Here is a 15,732-nt window from a genome sequence, read left to right as displayed (position 1 = left end):
TGCGCGCATGGTCGCGATAGGGGAAGAGACAAGCGATGTGGGCGGAAACCCTTGTTGCGATTCGTGCCATGATATGGCGCAGGGTCCGCTCCCGAACCGCTTGAGGAAAGAGCAATGAGCAAGGATATCATCATCGCCGGCTATGCCCGGACCCCGATGGGTGGCTTTCAGGGCGCACTTTCGGGCGTTTCCGCGCCGGAACTGGGCGCCGTGGCGGTAAAGGCGGCGGTCGAGCGTTCGGGTGCCGCGCCGGAAGCCATTGACCGCATCTATATGGGCTGCGTCCTGCCCGCCGCGCTTGGGCAGGCGCCCGCCAGACAGGCGGCGCTCGGCGCAGGTCTTCCACAGTCCGTCGAAGCGACCACCGTCAACAAGATGTGCGGTTCCGGCATGCAGGCGGCGATCATGGCCGCCGAAGCGCTGAGCGCGGGAACCGTGGACATCGTCATTGCGGGCGGCATGGAGAGCATGACCAATGCCCCCTATGCCCTGCCCAAGCATCGTTCCGGCGCGCGCATCGGCCATGACCGGATCATCGACACGATGATGATGGACGGGCTGGAGGACGCCTATGACCGCGGCAAGCCCATGGGCGCCTTTGCCGAGGATACGGCCCGCGACTATCAGTTCACGCGCGCGGAAATGGACGCCTATGCGGTTGAGAGCCTCGCTCGCGCCAACGCCGCGATCGCCAGCGGCGCCTTCGCTGGGGAGGTTGTTCCGGTGACGGCCCGGACGCGCGGCGGCGAAGTCCAGGTCGACAAGGACGAGCAGCCCGGCAATGCCAGGCCCGAGAAGATTCCTTCCCTGAAGCCTGCCTTTGCCAAGGACGGTGCGATCACGGCGGCGTCCTCTGCCTCCATCTCGGATGGCGCGGCCGCGCTGGTGCTGACCCGTTCCGACGTCGCGGAGAAGCTGGGCCTCGCAAGAGAAGCGCGCATCGTCGCCACCGCAGCCCATGCCCATGCTCCCGCGCTGTTCACGACGGCCCCGGTTTTCGCGATCCGCAAGGTACTGGATAAGGCCGGCTGGTCCTCTGGCGAGGTCGACCTCTACGAAGTCAACGAGGCATTCGCCGCCGTCGCGATGATCGCGATGCGCGACCTCGACATCCCGCACGACCGCATCAACGTCAATGGCGGCGCGACCGCGCTGGGGCATCCCATCGGTGCCAGCGGCGCGCGGATCATTGCCACGCTGGTGGCGGCCTTGAAGGCTAGAGGCCTGAAAAAGGGTGTTGCGGCGCTCTGCATCGGCGGCGGCGAAGCGACCGCCGTCGCTCTCGAAATCCTGTAGGCGAGAGGGAAGGAAATATTGAAGGATCGGCCGCCGCCTATCAGGACGGCGCCCTCACCCATGTCTCTCTGGTTCTGAATGCTTCCATGGCGCAACACGGCGCCATGAAACGTCCTGCGCGCAATTGAGATTATCTCTTCAGTCGGTGACCAGAGCCATGGAGCAAGTCGATGCTCGAACATGTTCCCGCCTGGATGGGCAGGAACTTCGCCAATGTCCGCGCAGGCCATGAAAGGCTGGTCATGGTCAGGACCCGACTGCAGGAAACGGCGCCGATGCTTCCCTTGTCCAGCCCGGCTTTCGCTGCCAGGGCAGGCTGAGCGTCGTCTCCCATCCTACCCGTCCGGGCCCAGAGCGATCCGCACAAGGGCGCGCAGCGTCGGGGCCTCGTCTGCCCCGCGCCACGCCAGGCCCGTTTCCAGCACAGGCGCCTCGTCCGCCAACGGCAGGTAGCGAACGCCCGTTCGCGCCAGATTGCGGAGCGAGGCGGGAACCAGGGCCATTCCCATTTCGGCGGACACAAGGCTGATGATCGTCTGCATCTGGATCGCCCGCTGGCGCACATGGGGTTCCCGTCCCCTGGCCCGATAATGGTCGACGACCAGGTCGTGGAAGGTGGGCGAAACATGCCGCGGGAAAAGCAGCAGCGGCTGGTCAAGCCAGTCCTCCCCGGCCAGCCTGCCGTCCTTGACCGGCAGGCGCCCGTCCTCCGCCCAATTCTCCGGCACGGCCGCCACCAGCGGCTCTCTCAGCAAAGGGCGATAGTCGATGGCGGCGGGCAGGCCCGAGGCAGGCGGGATCAGCAATCCCGCGTCCGTTCGCCCTTCGACCAACGCCTCCACCTGAACGTCGCTCGTCGCTTCCATCAGTGTCATGTCCACCTCTGGAAAGGCATGGGCATAGCGCCGCACCAGTTCAGGCAGAATGCTGTAGTCAGCCGAACTGACGAAGGACAGGGCCAGTCGCCCGACCGTCCCTGCCCGCAAGTGGCGCGCCACCGCAGCCAGATCGGTCACGGCGCCCACCGCCGGCCGGACATGTTCCAGCCATTGGCGGCCGAAGGGAGTCATCGTCACCTGACGCTTTGTCCGGATGAAGAGAGGCGCACCCAGTTCGCGTTCCAATGCCATGATCGACTGGCTGAGTGGCGGCTGCGTCATGCCCAGCCGCTCAGCGGCACGACCGAAATGCAATTCCTCTGCCACGGCAAGGAAATGGTTGAGCTGGCGCAGGTCCATCTTATTCATTCATCCTGCGACTTTATAGCATCGCTGCAATATATTTCACAACCTGCTCGCAACAGCGTATGACGGCAGGAGAAAAACCGAGGACAGACCATGCCGCATTATCGTTCACGCACAAGCACCCACGGCCGCAACATGGCGGGCGCGAGGGGCCTTTGGCGCGCCACCGGCATGAAGGATGAGGATTTCGGCAAGCCCATCATCGCCATCGCCAACAGCTTCACGCAGTTCGTGCCCGGGCATGTCCACCTGAAGGATCTGGGCCAGCTCGTCGCGCGGGAGATCGAGGCTGCGGGCGGCGTCGCAAAGGAATTCAACACCATCGCGGTCGACGACGGCATTGCGATGGGTCATGACGGCATGCTTTATTCGCTGCCCAGCCGGGATCTGATCGCGGACAGCGTCGAATATATGGTGAACGCCCACACCGCCGACGCGCTGGTCTGCATTTCCAACTGCGACAAGATCACGCCGGGCATGCTGATGGCCGCCATGCGCCTCAACATTCCGACCATCTTCGTTTCCGGTGGCCCGATGGAGGCCGGCAAGACCGAACTGCGCGGCAAGATCGTCGCGCTGGACCTGGTCGACGCCATGGTCGTCGCGGCGGACGACAGCTACACTGACGAGGAGGTGAAGGTGATCGAGCGGTCGGCGTGCCCGACCTGCGGTTCCTGTTCCGGCATGTTCACCGCCAATTCGATGAACTGCCTGACCGAAGCGCTGGGGCTGTCGCTGCCGGGCAACGGATCGACGCTCGCCACCCATGCCGACCGGGAAAAGCTCTTCCTGGAAGCAGGCCGTACCATCGTCGATCTGGCCAAGCGCTGGTACGAGCAGGACGACGCGTCGGCCCTGCCCCGCAACATCGCTACCTTCGCCGCGTTCGAAAACGCCATGAGCCTGGACATTGCCATGGGCGGTTCCACGAACACGGTGCTGCACCTGCTCGCCGCCGCTTATGAAGGCGGGGTGGATTTCACCATGGCGGACATCGATCGCCTGTCCCGGCGCGTTCCCTGCCTCTGCAAGGTCGCGCCGGCCAAGAACGACGTGCATATGGAGGATGTCCATCGCGCTGGCGGCATCATGGCGATCCTGGGGGAACTGGAGCGCGCCGGACTGGTCGACGCTAGCCTGCCCACCGTCCATGCGCCGACACTGGGCGACGCGCTCAATCGTTGGGACATCGGCCGCACCAACAGCGAGGAGGTTCGCAACTTCTTCCGTGCGGCGCCCGGCGGCGTCCGCACGACCCAGGCCTTCAGCCAGAGCGCCCGCTGGGAGGAACTAGACACGGATCGCGAGACCGGCGTCATCCGCAGCGCGGAGCACCCCTTCTCCAAGGATGGCGGCCTCGCCGTGCTGTTCGGCAATATCGCGCCGGAGGGTTGCATCGTCAAGACGGCAGGGGTGGACGAATCCATCCTGACCTTCCACGGCACAGCCCGCGTCTATGAAAGCCAGGACGCTGCGGTCGCCGGCATCCTGGGCAATGAGGTGAAGGCCGGGGATGTCGTCGTCATCCGCTATGAAGGGCCAAAGGGCGGCCCTGGCATGCAGGAAATGCTCTATCCGACCAGCTATCTGAAATCGAAGGGTCTGGGCAAGGCCTGCGCACTCATCACCGACGGACGTTTCTCCGGCGGCACGTCGGGGCTGTCGATCGGCCATGTCTCGCCGGAAGCGGCAGAGGGCGGCCTGATCGCCCTGATCGCGACCGGCGATCCCATCCTCATCGATATTCCCAATCGCCTGATCAAGCTGGACCTGGATGACGCCGTCATCGCTACCCGCAAGGTGGAAATGGAGGCACGCGGCGCCAGGGCATGGAAGCCATTTGGGCGGAAGCGCAATGTTTCGCCCGCCCTGCGCGCCTATGCAGCGCTCACCACCAACGCCGCGCGCGGCGCGGTGCGGGACGTGGGTCAGGTGGAGAAGGATTGATAACCGAACTGCGCGCCGCATTCAGCGATGCGGCGCGGCCTTGAGGCTGCTCATGCACGAACGATCAGTGAAGCAGGACGTAGACCGTGCCCGTCAACAGCAGTGCCGACGCGCTGAACAGGCTCAGCAGTCCGACGCTGCATTGGCACATGCTGTAATGCATACGCTCCATCGCACTCTCCCTCGCCGCCGGATCTTGGCCAGTCAGGCGGAGCAATGCTAACAGAGAATCTCACGGAAATCAAAAGGTCAGCTATCGGCCAGTCCCTGCAATAGTTTTTGCAGTGCAGCATGAAATTGCCGGCGATCCGATGGGGCGAGGGGCTTCAGCAGCTTCGCTCCAAGTTCGATGCGAAGGGGCTCGGTCACGGTCACCGCCGCCTCCCCTGCAGGGGTGATCGCCAGCCGCTTTACCCGCCGATCATCCCTGTCGGGCACGCGCAGGATCAGACCCTCGCGCTCCAATCCGTCCAATGCCTCCGTCACCGTCCGCGGCGCCAGATTCATCATTTCCGCGATATCGGCGGCGCGCGCCGATCCATTCTGCGCCTTTATGCACATCAATATCTTGGTCTGGGCCAGCGAAGCCCCCTGCCCGGTCATGGCACGGTCAAAGGACCGGCGGATCAATGTGATCAACCGAAACAGGTCCGTCAGTAGCTGTTCGTCTGCACCATTCATGAGGAACCTCAATAAATGGTATTGCGCTATAGTGCAAGTGCGAGCATATGAAACGGAATTGAATGCAGCAGGCTCCCCTATGAATTCCGAAACAATGGCTTCTTCCCCCAGCACGGCCGACGACTCGGGCCAGAGCCGGCCTTCCCCGCTCAAAAGTCCGCGTGTCCGCCTGATCCTGCTGGTGGTGGCTCTCGCGCTGATCGGCGGCGGCGTGCTGTGGTTCATCCGCTTCGAAACCTTCGGCAAATATCAGGAATCGACCAATGACGCCTATATCCAGGCCGATTCGATCACCATTGCCCCCAAGGTTTCGGGCTATGTCGACCGCGTCTTTGTCGCCGAGAATCAGGATGTGAAGGCAGGCCAGCCCCTCGCGCAGATCGATCCGCGCGATTACCGGGCGCAGGCCGCCCAGTCCGTGGCGCAGATCGACCTGGCCAAGGCCAATGCGGCCGGCGTGGTCGCCCAGATGGCCGAGCAACGGGCGGCCATCGCCCAGGCCGAGGCTGAGCTGAATGCCGCCAATGCCAGCGCAAGCTTCGCCGCGAGCGAGGTGGAGCGCTATCGCCCGCTGGCGGCGAGCGGCGCAGAGACGCGCGAACGCCTCTCGGAGCTTCAGAACCAGGCCACGCAGGCGCGGGCAAGGGCTGCTGCCGCCCGCGCGACGCTGAACGGCGCCCAGAAGCGGATCGCCACGCTGGAGACACAGGTCCGACAGGCACAGGCACAGGGAGAGGCTGCGCGCGCACAGCTTTCGGCCGCCAACACCAATGTGGAAGCGACGATTTTGCGGGCAACAGCCGACGGCCGGATCGGCGACAAGAGCGTCAGGCAGGGCCAGTTTGTCCAGGCCGCCAGCCGCCTGATGACACTGGTCCCCAAGGCCAGCCTCTATGTCGAGGCGAATTTCAAGGAAACGCAACTGGGATTGATGCGCGTCGGCCAACCGGTGACGATCGAGGTGGATGCACTGCCGGGGGTTGAACTGCCAGGAAAGCTCGCCAGCATCGCGCCCGGCACCGGTGCCCAGTTCTCGATCCTGCCGCCGCAGAATGCCACCGGCAATTTCACCAAGATCGTCCAGCGCATACCGGTTCGCATCGCCATAAGCGCGGGGCCTGAGACCCGAAAACTGCTGGTTCCAGGCATGTCTGTCGAAGTGTCCGTCGACACCCGCTCGGCCAGGAATGCGGCCGCCCAGATCCGGCGGGAGCAGGAGCGGCATAACGCCCGGACCGAGCGATGAACGCCCCTGTCTATACGGCCGCGCCCGAACGCGCCGACGCCGCCGCATGGTTGGCCGTCATCGCGGGCAGCCTGGGCGCAATGATGGCGACGCTGGACATTTCCATCGTCAATTCCGCACTGCCCACGATCCAGGGCGAAATCGGCGCCAGCGGCACGGAAGGCACCTGGATCGCGACATCCTATCTGGTCGCGGAAATCATCATCATTCCGCTGGCGGCATGGCTGGAACGACTATTGGGTCTACGCACCCTGTTGCTCACCGCCGCCTTTCTGTTCACCGGCTTTTCCATGCTCTGCGGCATGGCGAGCGATCTCACGACAATGGTCGTCGGCCGGGTCGGCCAGGGCTTTACCGGCGGCGCGCTGATCCCGACGGCGATGACGATCATCGCCACCCGCCTGCCCCGTTCCCAGCAGCCGATCGGCAATGCGCTGTTCGGGGTCACCGCCATTCTGGGCCCCGTACTCGGCCCGCTGGTCGGTGGATGGCTGACGGAGAATATAAGCTGGCACTACGCCTTCTTCCTCAACCTGCCCGTGGGCATCCTGCTCATCACCCTGCTGTTGGTGACGATGCCGCATCAAAAGCCGCGCCCCAGCGAATTCTGGCAGGCCGACTGGCTCGGCATTGCGGGCATGGCGCTGGGACTGGGCGGTCTTACCATCGTGCTGGAGGAGGGACAGCGGGAACAATGGTTCCAGAGCCGGGAAATCGTCCTGATGTCGATCATTTGCGGTATCGGCTTCATCCTGCTGTTCGCGGGGCAATATTTCGCGAAAAGGCCGGTCATCCGCTTGAAGCTGCTGCTGGACCGGCAATTTGGCGCTGTTGCGCTGATGGGGCTGGTCATCGGCATGATGCTCTACGGCACCGCCTTCATCATTCCACAGTTTCTGGCGGCGATCGCCGGCTATGACGCGCTGCAATCGGGACGGATCGTCCTTCTGTCGGGCATTCCCAGCCTGATGCTGATGCCGCTCACCCCGCTGCTGATCCGGCATCTCGACATACGCATTGCCGTTGGCGCTGGCCTCCTTGTCATGGCGACAAGCTGCGGGATCGACACGGTGCTGACCAATCAGGCGGTGGGTCATGATTTCGTCGAGTCGCAATTACTGCGAGGCATCGGCAACGTGTTCGGCTTCCTCTTCCTCAACCAGGCCGCGATCGCAGCAGTTCCGCCCGAGGATGCAGGCGATGCCGCCGGGCTGTTCAACGCCGTTCGCAATCTGGGCGGATCGCTGGCGCTGGCAGGCATCGCCACCATCCAGGACCAGCGAAGCTGGCTGCACAGCCGCCGCATGGAGGAAAGCCTGAGCGCCAATAGCGGGCAAGTGCAGGATTATATCGGTGGCCTGGCCCATTCGCTGGGCGGGCAGGACGCCGCGCTTCGCTCGCTGGCGGGCACGATCCAGCGGGAAGCGCTGGTGATGACCTATAACGACATTTTCACGATGCTGGCGGTCGGCATCATTGCCGTGTTGCCGCTGGTGCTGTTCCTGCGTCCCTTGCCCAAGGGGCAAGCGATCGCGATGCATTGAGGCTGGTTCCATGCGTTTCCCCCCGAAAGTCCTTTTCCCGGCGGTCCTTCCCCTGCTGATCCTGGCTGGCTGCACCGCCGGACCGGATTATCATGGACCGGAAGCGGCCAGGCCCGTCAGCCCGGCCGCCAATTTCGCCAGGACGCCCGCTGACATCAGCCCGCAGGCCCCGGTCGCGGCGAACTGGTGGACGGCGCTGGCAGATCCGGTTCTCGACGCGCTGGAAACCCGCGCGCTTGCCGCCAATCCGGGCGTGGCCGTGGCAGAGGCGCGGGTGCGGCAGGCACGCGCCGCCCTGCGGACAGAGCGCGCCAACACCCTGCCCAAGGTCAATGCATCCGCCATCTACGTCCATGCCGACGTTCCCGGCGTCAATCTGGGCAGTTCGAACGATGGAAGTTCCGACGGTGGCGACAGCCAGTCGCTCAACTTCTATAATCTCGGCTTCGACGCGAGTTGGGAAATCGACCTGTGGGGCGGTCGGCGACGCGGCATGGAGGCGGCACGGGCGCAGTTCGAGGCGGCGCAAGCCAATGTCGCCGACGCGCAGGTCAGCCTGACCGCCGAAATCGCCCAGGCCTATGTCAATCTGCGCGATCGCCAGCAGCGGATCGCCCTCGCACAGCAGGCCACGGCCCGGCAGCAGGAGATGCTGCGCCTGACGGAGCAGCGCCGTGCCCAGGGCACTGCGTCCGCGCTGGAGGTGGAACAGCAGCGCAACCAGTTGGAGCAGAGCGACGCAGCGCTGCTGCCGCTCAGTGCGGAGCGCGACGCCTATCTGAACGCGCTGGCCACGCTTGCCGGGGAAGCGCCCGGTGCGCTTGACGGCATGCTGGCCGCGCCCGCACCGGTGCCCTTGCCTCCCGCACAGGTGGCAGTCGGCGATCCGGCTGCGCTGCTGAAACGCCGTCCCGACATTCGTGCGGCGGAACGCCAGTTCGCCGCCGCCACCGCCAGGATCGGCGTCGCGGAAGCGGCGCGTTTTCCCAGCCTCAGCTTCATGGGCCTGATCGGGATCGGCGGCACGAATCCGGGTGATCTGGTCGATCTCGGTACGCTGGCCGCCATCGCCATGCCACGCCTGAGCTGGAGCTTCCTTGATTTCGGCCGCAACGCGGCCCGCGTGGGCCAGGCCGAAGGCGTGCGGGACGAGGCGGCCGCGCAATATCGGCAGGCAGTGCTCAACGCCCTGCGCGACAGCGAGGATGCGCTTTCCCGCTTCGGCGCCCGTCGGCTGAGCGTCGCCAGCGCTGCCCGGTCCAAGGCTTCGGCCGACCGCACCGCCGCGTTGACACGCCAGCGTTTCGACGCCGGAACTGCCACGCGTATCCAGCTTCTTGACGCGGAGCGGCAGAGCCTGTCGGCGGCACAGGCTCTGACGCAGGGGACAGCGGCCATGACGGCGGATTATATCGCCCTGCAAAAGGCGCTTGGCCTGGGCTGGCAATCGGGAATTTAACCTTTCCGCAAGGCTTTAGGGGCGAAATGCCCTTCTGGAAGTCCATATCGTCTGGATGAGAGCGCGACCCGTCCGGGAGGGGACCCGGCACGTACGGAGAAGCGCGCTTCGGTTCAGACAGGACGGACTCTCAACTCGGGGCCGCGCATCATCATGTTGAAAAGAATTCGTACCGAGCATGTCGAGCTGGGCATGTTTCTCCACAAGATGGAAGGGTCCTGGTTCTCCCACCCCTTCTGGAAGAGCCGGATGCTGCTGGAGGACGCCGATCAGCTGGAAAACCTGAAGGCGAGCAAGGTCGAATGGGTACAGATCGACACGACGCGCGGCGCTGACCTGAAACCCAGGGAAACGCCAGCCGCACCCCGCGCGCCGGCAAACGACCTGCGCGACCGCCCTTTCGGCCGCGCAGGCGCGACCATAGCCCGACGCGCCGCGCCCGCTCCCGTCAGCCGTCCCTTCGATCCGCTGTCGAAGGACCGGCTTTCGACCAAGGCAGAGATGGTTCACGCGAACCGCCTCGTCCGCAAGTCCGTGCGCGCGATGCACAAGATCTTCGACGATTCCCGCCTGGGCAACGCGATCAAGCTCAACAAGCTGGAATCGATGATCGACGAGATTTCCAGTTCCATCCAGCGCAATCCTCATGCCTTCATGGCCGTGACGCGGCTCAAGAACACGAGCGAATATCTTTATCTCCACGCCCTGTCGGTCTGCGCCTTGATGATCAGCCTGGCGCAGCAGCTCCGCCTTTCTCCCGAGGAGGTGCAACAGGCCGGGCTTGCCGGATTGCTGATGGACGTCGGCATGGGCCATGTGCCGCAGGAAACCTGGGACAAGGACAGTCCGCTCACGCCAGAGGAGTGGGAGGTGGTGAAGAGCCACACCACGCTGGCCCATGAATTTCTGGCTTTGGGCGGAGAAATGCCGGACGCCGTGCTGGACGTCTGCCTTCATCATCATGAGCGGCTGGACGGCAGCGGCTATCCCCATGGGCTGAAGGGCGAGGAAATCGGACGGTTCGCCCGCATGGCGGCGATCTGCGACACCTATGACGCGATGACGTCCAACCGCATCCACCGCCATGGCGAAGACCCGTCCCGCACCCTGCTGATGCTGGATGAGGCGCAGACGCTCTACGACCCCGAAATCTTCCAGGCATTTCAGCGGGCGGTCGGCATCTATCCGGTCGGATCGCTGGTTCGCCTGCGCTCGCACCGGCTGGCGATCGTGGTGGAGCAGAATGCGGACGATCTGACGCTGCCGGTGGTGCGGCCCTTCTATTGCCTCGCCGACCGCGGCTTTGTGAAGGCAGAGGATATCGATCTTGCCAATTGCTTCGGCGCGGACCAGATCATCACGCGCGAAACGCCCGAAGGCTGGGATATGACCGAATGGCCCGCGCTCAGCGCGAAGCTGCTGGCGGCGGCGGGGTGAAGGCGCGGCCTCGCTTCTGAAAATCCGTTGCGCCCGCCAGTCCGGCGGGTGATACAGGCGGCATGATCGTACCGGACAGCCCCTCTACCGCGGCGGGCGTCGCCGTTCATTATGACGAACTGGACCTCGCCTACCGGCGGATCTGGGGCGAGCATGTCCATCATGGCTACTGGCAGACGGGATATGAGAGTCCCGCCGAAGCGGCCGAAGCGCTGGTTGCGCAGGTGGAGGCGCGTCTGGCGCCGGAACCGGGGCAGACGCTGTGCGACATAGGGTGCGGCTATGGCGCCACCGCCGCCCGGATCATCGCCCGCCACGATGTCCACATCATGGGCCTCACCCTTTCCGCCGTGCAGGAGAATGTTGCAAAAGCGCGCGCGCTCTCCCGCTTCACCTGCCTGCGTCGCGACTGGCTGGACAATGAACTGCCCGATGCGGGTTTCGACGGCGCCTATGCGATCGAAAGTTCCGAACATATGGTCGACAAGGCCCGCTTTTTCACGGAGGTTGCGCGGACATTGCGGCCCGGCGGGCGGCTGGTCGTCTGCGCCTGGCTGGAGGGTGAAGGAGCGCGGCCATGGGAGATCCGCCACCTCCTGCATCCCATCTGTCGCGAAGGGCGGCTGCCCAGCATGGGTAGCCGGATGGACTATGAGGCGCTCGCAGCCGGAGCGGGGTTCGTGCTGCGCGATTATGAGGATGCAAGCGTCCGCGTGCGCCGCACCTGGACCATCTGCCTGCGGCGACTGGCGCTGGCGATGATCCACGATCCGATGCTGCGAAGCCTCGCCTTCAACCCCCGTACCCGGAGCCGCGACTTCATCCTAAGCCTGCCGCGCCTGATCCTCGCGCTTCGCACAGGCGCCATGCGCTATGGCATTTTCCTTTGGGAAAAGGGTGCGGACCAGCGATCCACCGCTTGAAAATCCCTCTAACGCACCCGCGTCCAGCGCTGAGACTGGCAGATGAACAACACGCAGCCCGTCAGCTTGAGCGTTCCATCCAGGTTCAACCCCAGCGTCGCTCGGTAGCTGCGCCCCGATTTGGGATCATAGGCGCGCCCATCCTTCCACATCGCGCCGACACGGCGGAAACCCCATAGGGTGAGCAGGCCCAATATCGGCTGCCCGCGCAATTTCGGCTCAGGATTGTTGACGTCGGTCGCAGGCACGCCCGGCCCCTTGTCCAGCACCCGCGCGATCCGTCCGCACATCTGTCCCCCGCATGGCGCGATCTGCACCACGCCCTTCCGATCCTCCGTCAGCCATTGCCCCTCGACGGACGCTGGCTGGGCTCCGGCCGTCAGGAGCAGGAACGCGGCGAATAATCCCATGGCATGCACCTCCACGCCCATGAAGATATGCTATGATGCAAGCAAAGAAGAGAGGGCTTATGGCAGATCTTTCGATCCGTTCGCGGCAGGAAGAGCAGATGGACGCGCCAGACCTGGATCCCGCCGTCTATGAGCGCGTGCTCCACGATCTCGCGCGCGTGAACCGCTGGACCTTCACGGCGTGGCCCACCATCGCTTTCCTGAACCGCGCAATCGGTTCCGCCCGGCATTTCCGCCTGCTCGACGTCGGCTTCGGCGACGGCGACGTCCTGCGTGCCGTCGCGCGCTGGGCGCGCCGGCGGGGCGTCGAGGCGGAACTGATCGGCGTCGACCTCAATGAAAAGAGCCTTGCCGCGGCTCGTCGAGCCACGCCGCCCAACCTTCCCATCGACTATCGCGCTGGCGACTATCTGGACCAGCCCGAACAATTCGACTTCATCATCTCCAGCCAGGTGACGCATCATATGACGGACGCGCAGTTGATGACGTTCCTGCGCCATATGGAGGCGGAAGCGCGCATGGGCTGGCTGATCTGCGACCTGCACCGGCATGGCTTTGCCTATTGGGGCTTTCCGCTGCTCGCGCGCCTGCTGCGCGTCCACCGCATCGTCCGGGAGGATGGCAAGCTGTCGATCGCCCGGTCCTTCCGTCCCGGCGACTGGGCGAAAATATTGCCCCAGGCCGGTGTCAGCCTGGACGATGTCCGGATCGTCCGACGCTTTTCCTTCCGCCTGTGCGTGGAGCGGATATGCGGGTGAACAGCGCGGCCTGAGCCCCCAGGGCCGGTATCCAGCGCAGCAACTGCATCAGCAGCCCGCGCCCCCGTGGTCCCGCCGCCCCGAGACGCAACGCTTCGGCAATCGCCAGCGGCCGCCGGCTGCGGCGGCGCCATGCGTCCTGCCAATCCATCGCCGCCTCCGCACCGCCGCGCAGATAGGCCTGCGCCGCACTCGCTCCGCTGTGGAGCGCGATGGCGATGCCGTCCCCTGCCAGGGAAGCGATCACCGCGCCCTGATCCCCGATGCGGAAGATGCCCGGCACATTCGCCGCCGCGCGCCAGCCATAGGGTACGCCAGCAATCGCCTCGAAAGAGTGCGGCATTTTTCCGGCCATGCGATCGGCCAGATGCGGCGCTTCCTTCATAATGGCCTGGATCAGCTCCGGGACGCCATCCGACAGGCGGTCCCGCGCAACGGACAGGCAGAAATTGGCGGAGCCATCCTCCTGCAACAGCAACCCTGCATAGCCGCCGTCGAACAGATGCATCTCGATCACGCCCGCCAAGTCCGCACCGCCGGGAAGGATTGCGCGTATCCCGACGCATGGCGCCTGCCGGTACCGGGCAAGATCACGCGCCAATCCGCGCAATTCATGCTTGCCCGTCGCCAGGAACAGCGCGTCTCCCTTCAGATGTTCGCCATCGTCCAACCGGATGGAGCGCTCTGCGGGATGGGCGGCACGCACTGCCCGGCCGCGCCGGATGACAACTCCAGCCTGCGCGGCGCGGCCGATCAGTGCTTCGTCCAGCGTACGCCGCGACAGCCCCACCGCCGCATGGGGCAGCGGCAGTTCCAGTTCCCGGCCGTCCGCCAGCAGGCGCAATCGCTGGATCGGCCGCGCGCCCAACAGGTGGGCGTCGAGACCCAGATCGCCCAATGCCGCCAGGGCATCCCAGCCTAGGAAACCGCCGCACACGCTGTCATGAGGGCCGTTCTGGCGGTCGATGAGCTGCACGTCCACCCCCGCCCGCGCAAGGGCGATCGCCGCCGCGGCGCCCGCCGGCCCGCCACCGACGACCAGCGCGGGCAAGCGCGACGTCATGGCAGTCCTTCAAAGCGAAATCCCTCCGCCGCCAATCCTGGCCCGAAGGCGAGCGCCACCCCCTGCCCCGCGCCCTCCAGCATGTCGTGCAGGATGAACATCAGGGTGGAAGACGACATGTTCCCGAACCGCGCCAGCACGCTTCGTGACGGCGCCAGGGCATTCCGGCCAAGGTCGAGTCCCTGCTCCACCGCGTCCAGGATCGACCGGCCGCCGGCATGCACCGCCCATCGCTCTATCGCCGCCATATCCTCACTGCCCCAAAGGCGACGACGTACAGCGGGATCGGCCAGCGCCGCCTGGATGCGCCCCGGCACCTCGCCGGACAGATGCATGACGAAGCCGCTATCGCCTATGTCCCAGCGGATCAGTTCCGCCGAGTCGGCGAGGTTGAGCGAGAAGGGCCGGTCGATCGCAATCCCCGCCCCGGTCCCCATCACCAGCGCGGCCGCAGCGCCATCCGCGAACTGGAGCATCATCAACAGCCGCTCGATCTGCCGCTCCGGCTGGAAATGCAGGGAAGACAGTTCGACCGTCACCACCAGCACCCGCGCATCGGGCTCCGACCGCACGATATGCCGCGCCGTGCGCAACGCCGCAACGGCGGCATAGCAGCCCATGAAGCCGACCAGGGTCCGCTCGACATCGGCCAGGCCCAGCCGCTCGGCAATGATCTGGTCTATGCCGGGAGCGACGAAGCCGGTGCAGCTTGCCACCACCAGATGGCTGATCCCCTCGACCGGCACCTGCGCCTTCAGTCGGGCGATCGCCTCCATCGCCAGTCGGGGAGCGTGATCGGCGTAGCAGCGCATGCGCAGCGAGGTCGGCGGCATTTCGCCTGCATAGAAGCCGCCAGGGTCGACCGGGGACCCGCCCTCCGCCGTGGACGGCAGCACGCACCAGCGATGTTCGATGCCGGATCGCTCCGCCATGCGCTGAAACAGCCGTCGTTCGTGCGGGTCGTCCAATTGCTCCGTCGCCCATCGGACGAAGGGCGCATGCATGTCCAGCGTGGGCACGGCGCACCCGATGGCGTTGATGCGAGCGCGCGTGTCGGTCATGGTGTCGGCTTGTCTCCTGTGTCGGGTAAAATCATCAAGGCCAGGAAAATCAGTCGAGCGCGCAGCCTTTCCTCTGCGCTGAACCTGCATCTTGCGCCGCCAAAAGATCGGACCGGACCGGACGCCGCAAGGGGCGCATTGGTGCACGCGGCAGGAACGGCGGTCAGCCATCGTCAACAATCGCACCGGACAAGAACCGTTCCCTTCCATCTGCAATGACGACGCCATATCCGTCATCCCGTTGCTCGATCCATGACGCCGTGCCGGGCAGTGCCCCGCAGTGAAAGGCATCTGACGCGGCGCGGGCTGGATTGCGAAGCAGATCATTTTCAGCAGATCATTTTCATACGCAATTTCTATGCCTCGCTCATTTCCCCTGTCTCGATTTCAAACGCCGCCATGCCTTAATTGACCTGCGGCAGACGATAGCCCGTCCCGCACCCCTGCGCGACAGTTTCGACTGCGGGAGTTTTCTTATGCAAGACATGCTCTGGATCGGCCTGATCCTCCTCCTTCTCGTCGCCAGCCTCGGCTATGCCGCGCTGTGCGAGCGGGCGTGAGGAGCGGCGTCATGACCATCGACCTCTGGCTCGCCGGGTTCACCGCCATCGCCCTTCTCTTTTATCTGGTCGCCGTGCTTGCGCGGCCCGAACGCTTTTAGGG

15 protein-coding genes are annotated in these 15,732 nt (G+C 65.1%); 10 read left to right on the top strand and 5 right to left on the bottom strand.

From position 1 onward, the window contains the following. Window positions 1–114: 114 nt before the first annotated feature. A complete protein-coding gene (locus tag MRBLMC3_RS10575; RefSeq protein ID WP_363828378.1) occupies window positions 115–1,296 on the top strand; it encodes an acetyl-CoA C-acyltransferase in 1,182 nt (393 codons plus the stop codon). A gap of 170 nt (window positions 1,297–1,466) precedes the next feature. Beyond that, the gene (locus MRBLMC3_RS10570; RefSeq protein ID WP_363828375.1) at window positions 1,467–1,616 is read left to right on the top strand and encodes a hypothetical protein; all 150 of its coding nucleotides are present in this window, start codon (window positions 1,467–1,469) and stop codon (window positions 1,614–1,616) included. A 15-nt stretch (window positions 1,617–1,631) separates the two neighbouring features. Here MRBLMC3_RS10570 and MRBLMC3_RS10565 read toward each other — a convergent pair whose 3' ends face one another. Further along, entirely contained in the window at window positions 1,632–2,534 is a 903-nt protein-coding gene (locus MRBLMC3_RS10565) for a LysR family transcriptional regulator (RefSeq protein WP_363829415.1), read from the bottom strand. Window positions 2,535–2,633: 99 nt separating this feature from the next. Here MRBLMC3_RS10565 and ilvD point away from each other — a divergent pair, with 99 nt between their 5' ends. Further along, entirely contained in the window at window positions 2,634–4,487 is a 1,854-nt protein-coding gene (gene ilvD / locus MRBLMC3_RS10560) for a dihydroxy-acid dehydratase (protein ID WP_363828373.1), read from the top strand. Between the two features lie 249 nt (window positions 4,488–4,736). Here ilvD and MRBLMC3_RS10555 read toward each other — a convergent pair whose 3' ends face one another. Continuing rightward, the gene (locus tag MRBLMC3_RS10555) at window positions 4,737–5,168 is read right to left on the bottom strand and encodes a MarR family winged helix-turn-helix transcriptional regulator (protein ID WP_363828370.1); all 432 of its coding nucleotides are present in this window, start codon (window positions 5,166–5,168) and stop codon (window positions 4,737–4,739) included. Between the two features lie 94 nt (window positions 5,169–5,262). Between MRBLMC3_RS10555 and MRBLMC3_RS10550 the strand changes: the two genes are divergently transcribed. The 5 genes from MRBLMC3_RS10550 to MRBLMC3_RS10530 all read left to right on the top strand — a co-directional run bounded on the left by MRBLMC3_RS10550 (window position 5,263) and on the right by MRBLMC3_RS10530 (window position 11,777). Further along, window positions 5,263–6,414 carry an HlyD family secretion protein gene (locus MRBLMC3_RS10550; RefSeq protein WP_363828367.1) on the top strand — a complete coding sequence of 384 codons (1,152 nt, stop codon included), beginning with the start codon at window positions 5,263–5,265 and terminating at the stop codon, window positions 6,412–6,414. Continuing rightward, a complete protein-coding gene (locus MRBLMC3_RS10545; protein WP_363828364.1) occupies window positions 6,411–7,958 on the top strand; it encodes a DHA2 family efflux MFS transporter permease subunit in 1,548 nt (515 codons plus the stop codon). Before MRBLMC3_RS10550 ends, MRBLMC3_RS10545 begins: the two co-directional genes overlap by 4 nt. A gap of 10 nt (window positions 7,959–7,968) precedes the next feature. Further along, window positions 7,969–9,417: an efflux transporter outer membrane subunit gene (locus MRBLMC3_RS10540; protein ID WP_363828361.1), complete on the top strand. Its 1,449-nt coding sequence runs from the start codon at window positions 7,969–7,971 to the stop codon at window positions 9,415–9,417. A 153-nt stretch (window positions 9,418–9,570) separates the two neighbouring features. Continuing rightward, complete coding sequence (locus MRBLMC3_RS10535) at window positions 9,571–10,854, top strand: HD-GYP domain-containing protein (RefSeq protein ID WP_363828358.1); 1,284 nt, start codon at window positions 9,571–9,573, stop codon at window positions 10,852–10,854. A gap of 62 nt (window positions 10,855–10,916) precedes the next feature. Further along, the gene (locus MRBLMC3_RS10530) at window positions 10,917–11,777 is read left to right on the top strand and encodes a class I SAM-dependent methyltransferase (protein WP_363828355.1); all 861 of its coding nucleotides are present in this window, start codon (window positions 10,917–10,919) and stop codon (window positions 11,775–11,777) included. A gap of 8 nt (window positions 11,778–11,785) precedes the next feature. Here MRBLMC3_RS10530 and MRBLMC3_RS10525 read toward each other — a convergent pair whose 3' ends face one another. Then, on the bottom strand, window positions 11,786–12,187 hold the full coding sequence (locus tag MRBLMC3_RS10525; protein ID WP_363828352.1) for a DUF2147 domain-containing protein: 402 nt from the start codon (window positions 12,185–12,187) through the stop codon (window positions 11,786–11,788). A 59-nt stretch (window positions 12,188–12,246) separates the two neighbouring features. Between MRBLMC3_RS10525 and MRBLMC3_RS10520 the strand changes: the two genes are divergently transcribed. Further along, window positions 12,247–12,945 carry a methyltransferase domain-containing protein gene (locus MRBLMC3_RS10520; RefSeq protein WP_363828349.1) on the top strand — a complete coding sequence of 233 codons (699 nt, stop codon included), beginning with the start codon at window positions 12,247–12,249 and terminating at the stop codon, window positions 12,943–12,945. Here the strand turns inward: MRBLMC3_RS10520 and MRBLMC3_RS10515 are convergent. Further along, window positions 12,875–14,008, bottom strand: a complete 1,134-nt coding sequence (locus tag MRBLMC3_RS10515) for an NAD(P)/FAD-dependent oxidoreductase (protein WP_363828346.1) — start codon at window positions 14,006–14,008, stop codon at window positions 12,875–12,877. The genes MRBLMC3_RS10520 and MRBLMC3_RS10515 overlap by 71 nt on opposite strands. Continuing rightward, window positions 14,005–15,069 (bottom strand): type III polyketide synthase, encoded by a 1,065-nt coding sequence (locus MRBLMC3_RS10510; protein WP_363828343.1) that lies wholly within the window; start codon window positions 15,067–15,069, stop codon window positions 14,005–14,007. The genes MRBLMC3_RS10515 and MRBLMC3_RS10510 overlap by 4 nt, the downstream gene beginning before the upstream one ends. Window positions 15,070–15,640: 571 nt before the next feature. Here MRBLMC3_RS10510 and MRBLMC3_RS10505 point away from each other — a divergent pair. Further along, window positions 15,641–15,730: a potassium-transporting ATPase subunit F gene (locus MRBLMC3_RS10505; RefSeq protein ID WP_363828340.1), complete on the top strand. Its 90-nt coding sequence runs from the start codon at window positions 15,641–15,643 to the stop codon at window positions 15,728–15,730. The last annotated feature ends 2 nt before the right edge of the window (window positions 15,731–15,732 follow it).

This window comes from Sphingobium sp. LMC3-1-1.1 (assembly GCF_040676285.1).
GTDB lineage: Bacteria > Pseudomonadota > Alphaproteobacteria > Sphingomonadales > Sphingomonadaceae > Sphingobium.
This window is presented reverse-complemented; position numbering and strand designations above follow the sequence as displayed.

Excerpts from the sequence above, each read along its gene's own strand:
- MRBLMC3_RS10575 (WP_363828378.1), top strand. The coding sequence starts at position 115 with ATGAGCAAGGATATCATCATCGCCGGCTATGCCCGGACCCCGATGGGT.
- MRBLMC3_RS10570 (WP_363828375.1), top strand. The coding sequence starts at position 1,467 with ATGCTCGAACATGTTCCCGCCTGGATGGGCAGGAACTTCGCCAATGTC.
- MRBLMC3_RS10565 (WP_363829415.1), bottom strand. The coding sequence starts at position 2,534 with ATGGACCTGCGCCAGCTCAACCATTTCCTTGCCGTGGCAGAGGAATTG.
- ilvD (WP_363828373.1), top strand. The coding sequence starts at position 2,634 with ATGCCGCATTATCGTTCACGCACAAGCACCCACGGCCGCAACATGGCG.
- MRBLMC3_RS10555 (WP_363828370.1), bottom strand. The coding sequence starts at position 5,168 with ATGAATGGTGCAGACGAACAGCTACTGACGGACCTGTTTCGGTTGATC.
- MRBLMC3_RS10550 (WP_363828367.1), top strand. The coding sequence starts at position 5,263 with ATGGCTTCTTCCCCCAGCACGGCCGACGACTCGGGCCAGAGCCGGCCT.
- MRBLMC3_RS10545 (WP_363828364.1), top strand. The coding sequence starts at position 6,411 with ATGAACGCCCCTGTCTATACGGCCGCGCCCGAACGCGCCGACGCCGCC.
- MRBLMC3_RS10540 (WP_363828361.1), top strand. The coding sequence starts at position 7,969 with ATGCGTTTCCCCCCGAAAGTCCTTTTCCCGGCGGTCCTTCCCCTGCTG.
- MRBLMC3_RS10535 (WP_363828358.1), top strand. The coding sequence starts at position 9,571 with ATGTTGAAAAGAATTCGTACCGAGCATGTCGAGCTGGGCATGTTTCTC.
- MRBLMC3_RS10530 (WP_363828355.1), top strand. The coding sequence starts at position 10,917 with ATGATCGTACCGGACAGCCCCTCTACCGCGGCGGGCGTCGCCGTTCAT.
- MRBLMC3_RS10525 (WP_363828352.1), bottom strand. The coding sequence starts at position 12,187 with ATGGGATTATTCGCCGCGTTCCTGCTCCTGACGGCCGGAGCCCAGCCA.
- MRBLMC3_RS10520 (WP_363828349.1), top strand. The coding sequence starts at position 12,247 with ATGGCAGATCTTTCGATCCGTTCGCGGCAGGAAGAGCAGATGGACGCG.
- MRBLMC3_RS10515 (WP_363828346.1), bottom strand. The coding sequence starts at position 14,008 with ATGACGTCGCGCTTGCCCGCGCTGGTCGTCGGTGGCGGGCCGGCGGGC.
- MRBLMC3_RS10510 (WP_363828343.1), bottom strand. The coding sequence starts at position 15,069 with ATGACCGACACGCGCGCTCGCATCAACGCCATCGGGTGCGCCGTGCCC.
- MRBLMC3_RS10505 (WP_363828340.1), top strand. The coding sequence starts at position 15,641 with ATGACCATCGACCTCTGGCTCGCCGGGTTCACCGCCATCGCCCTTCTC.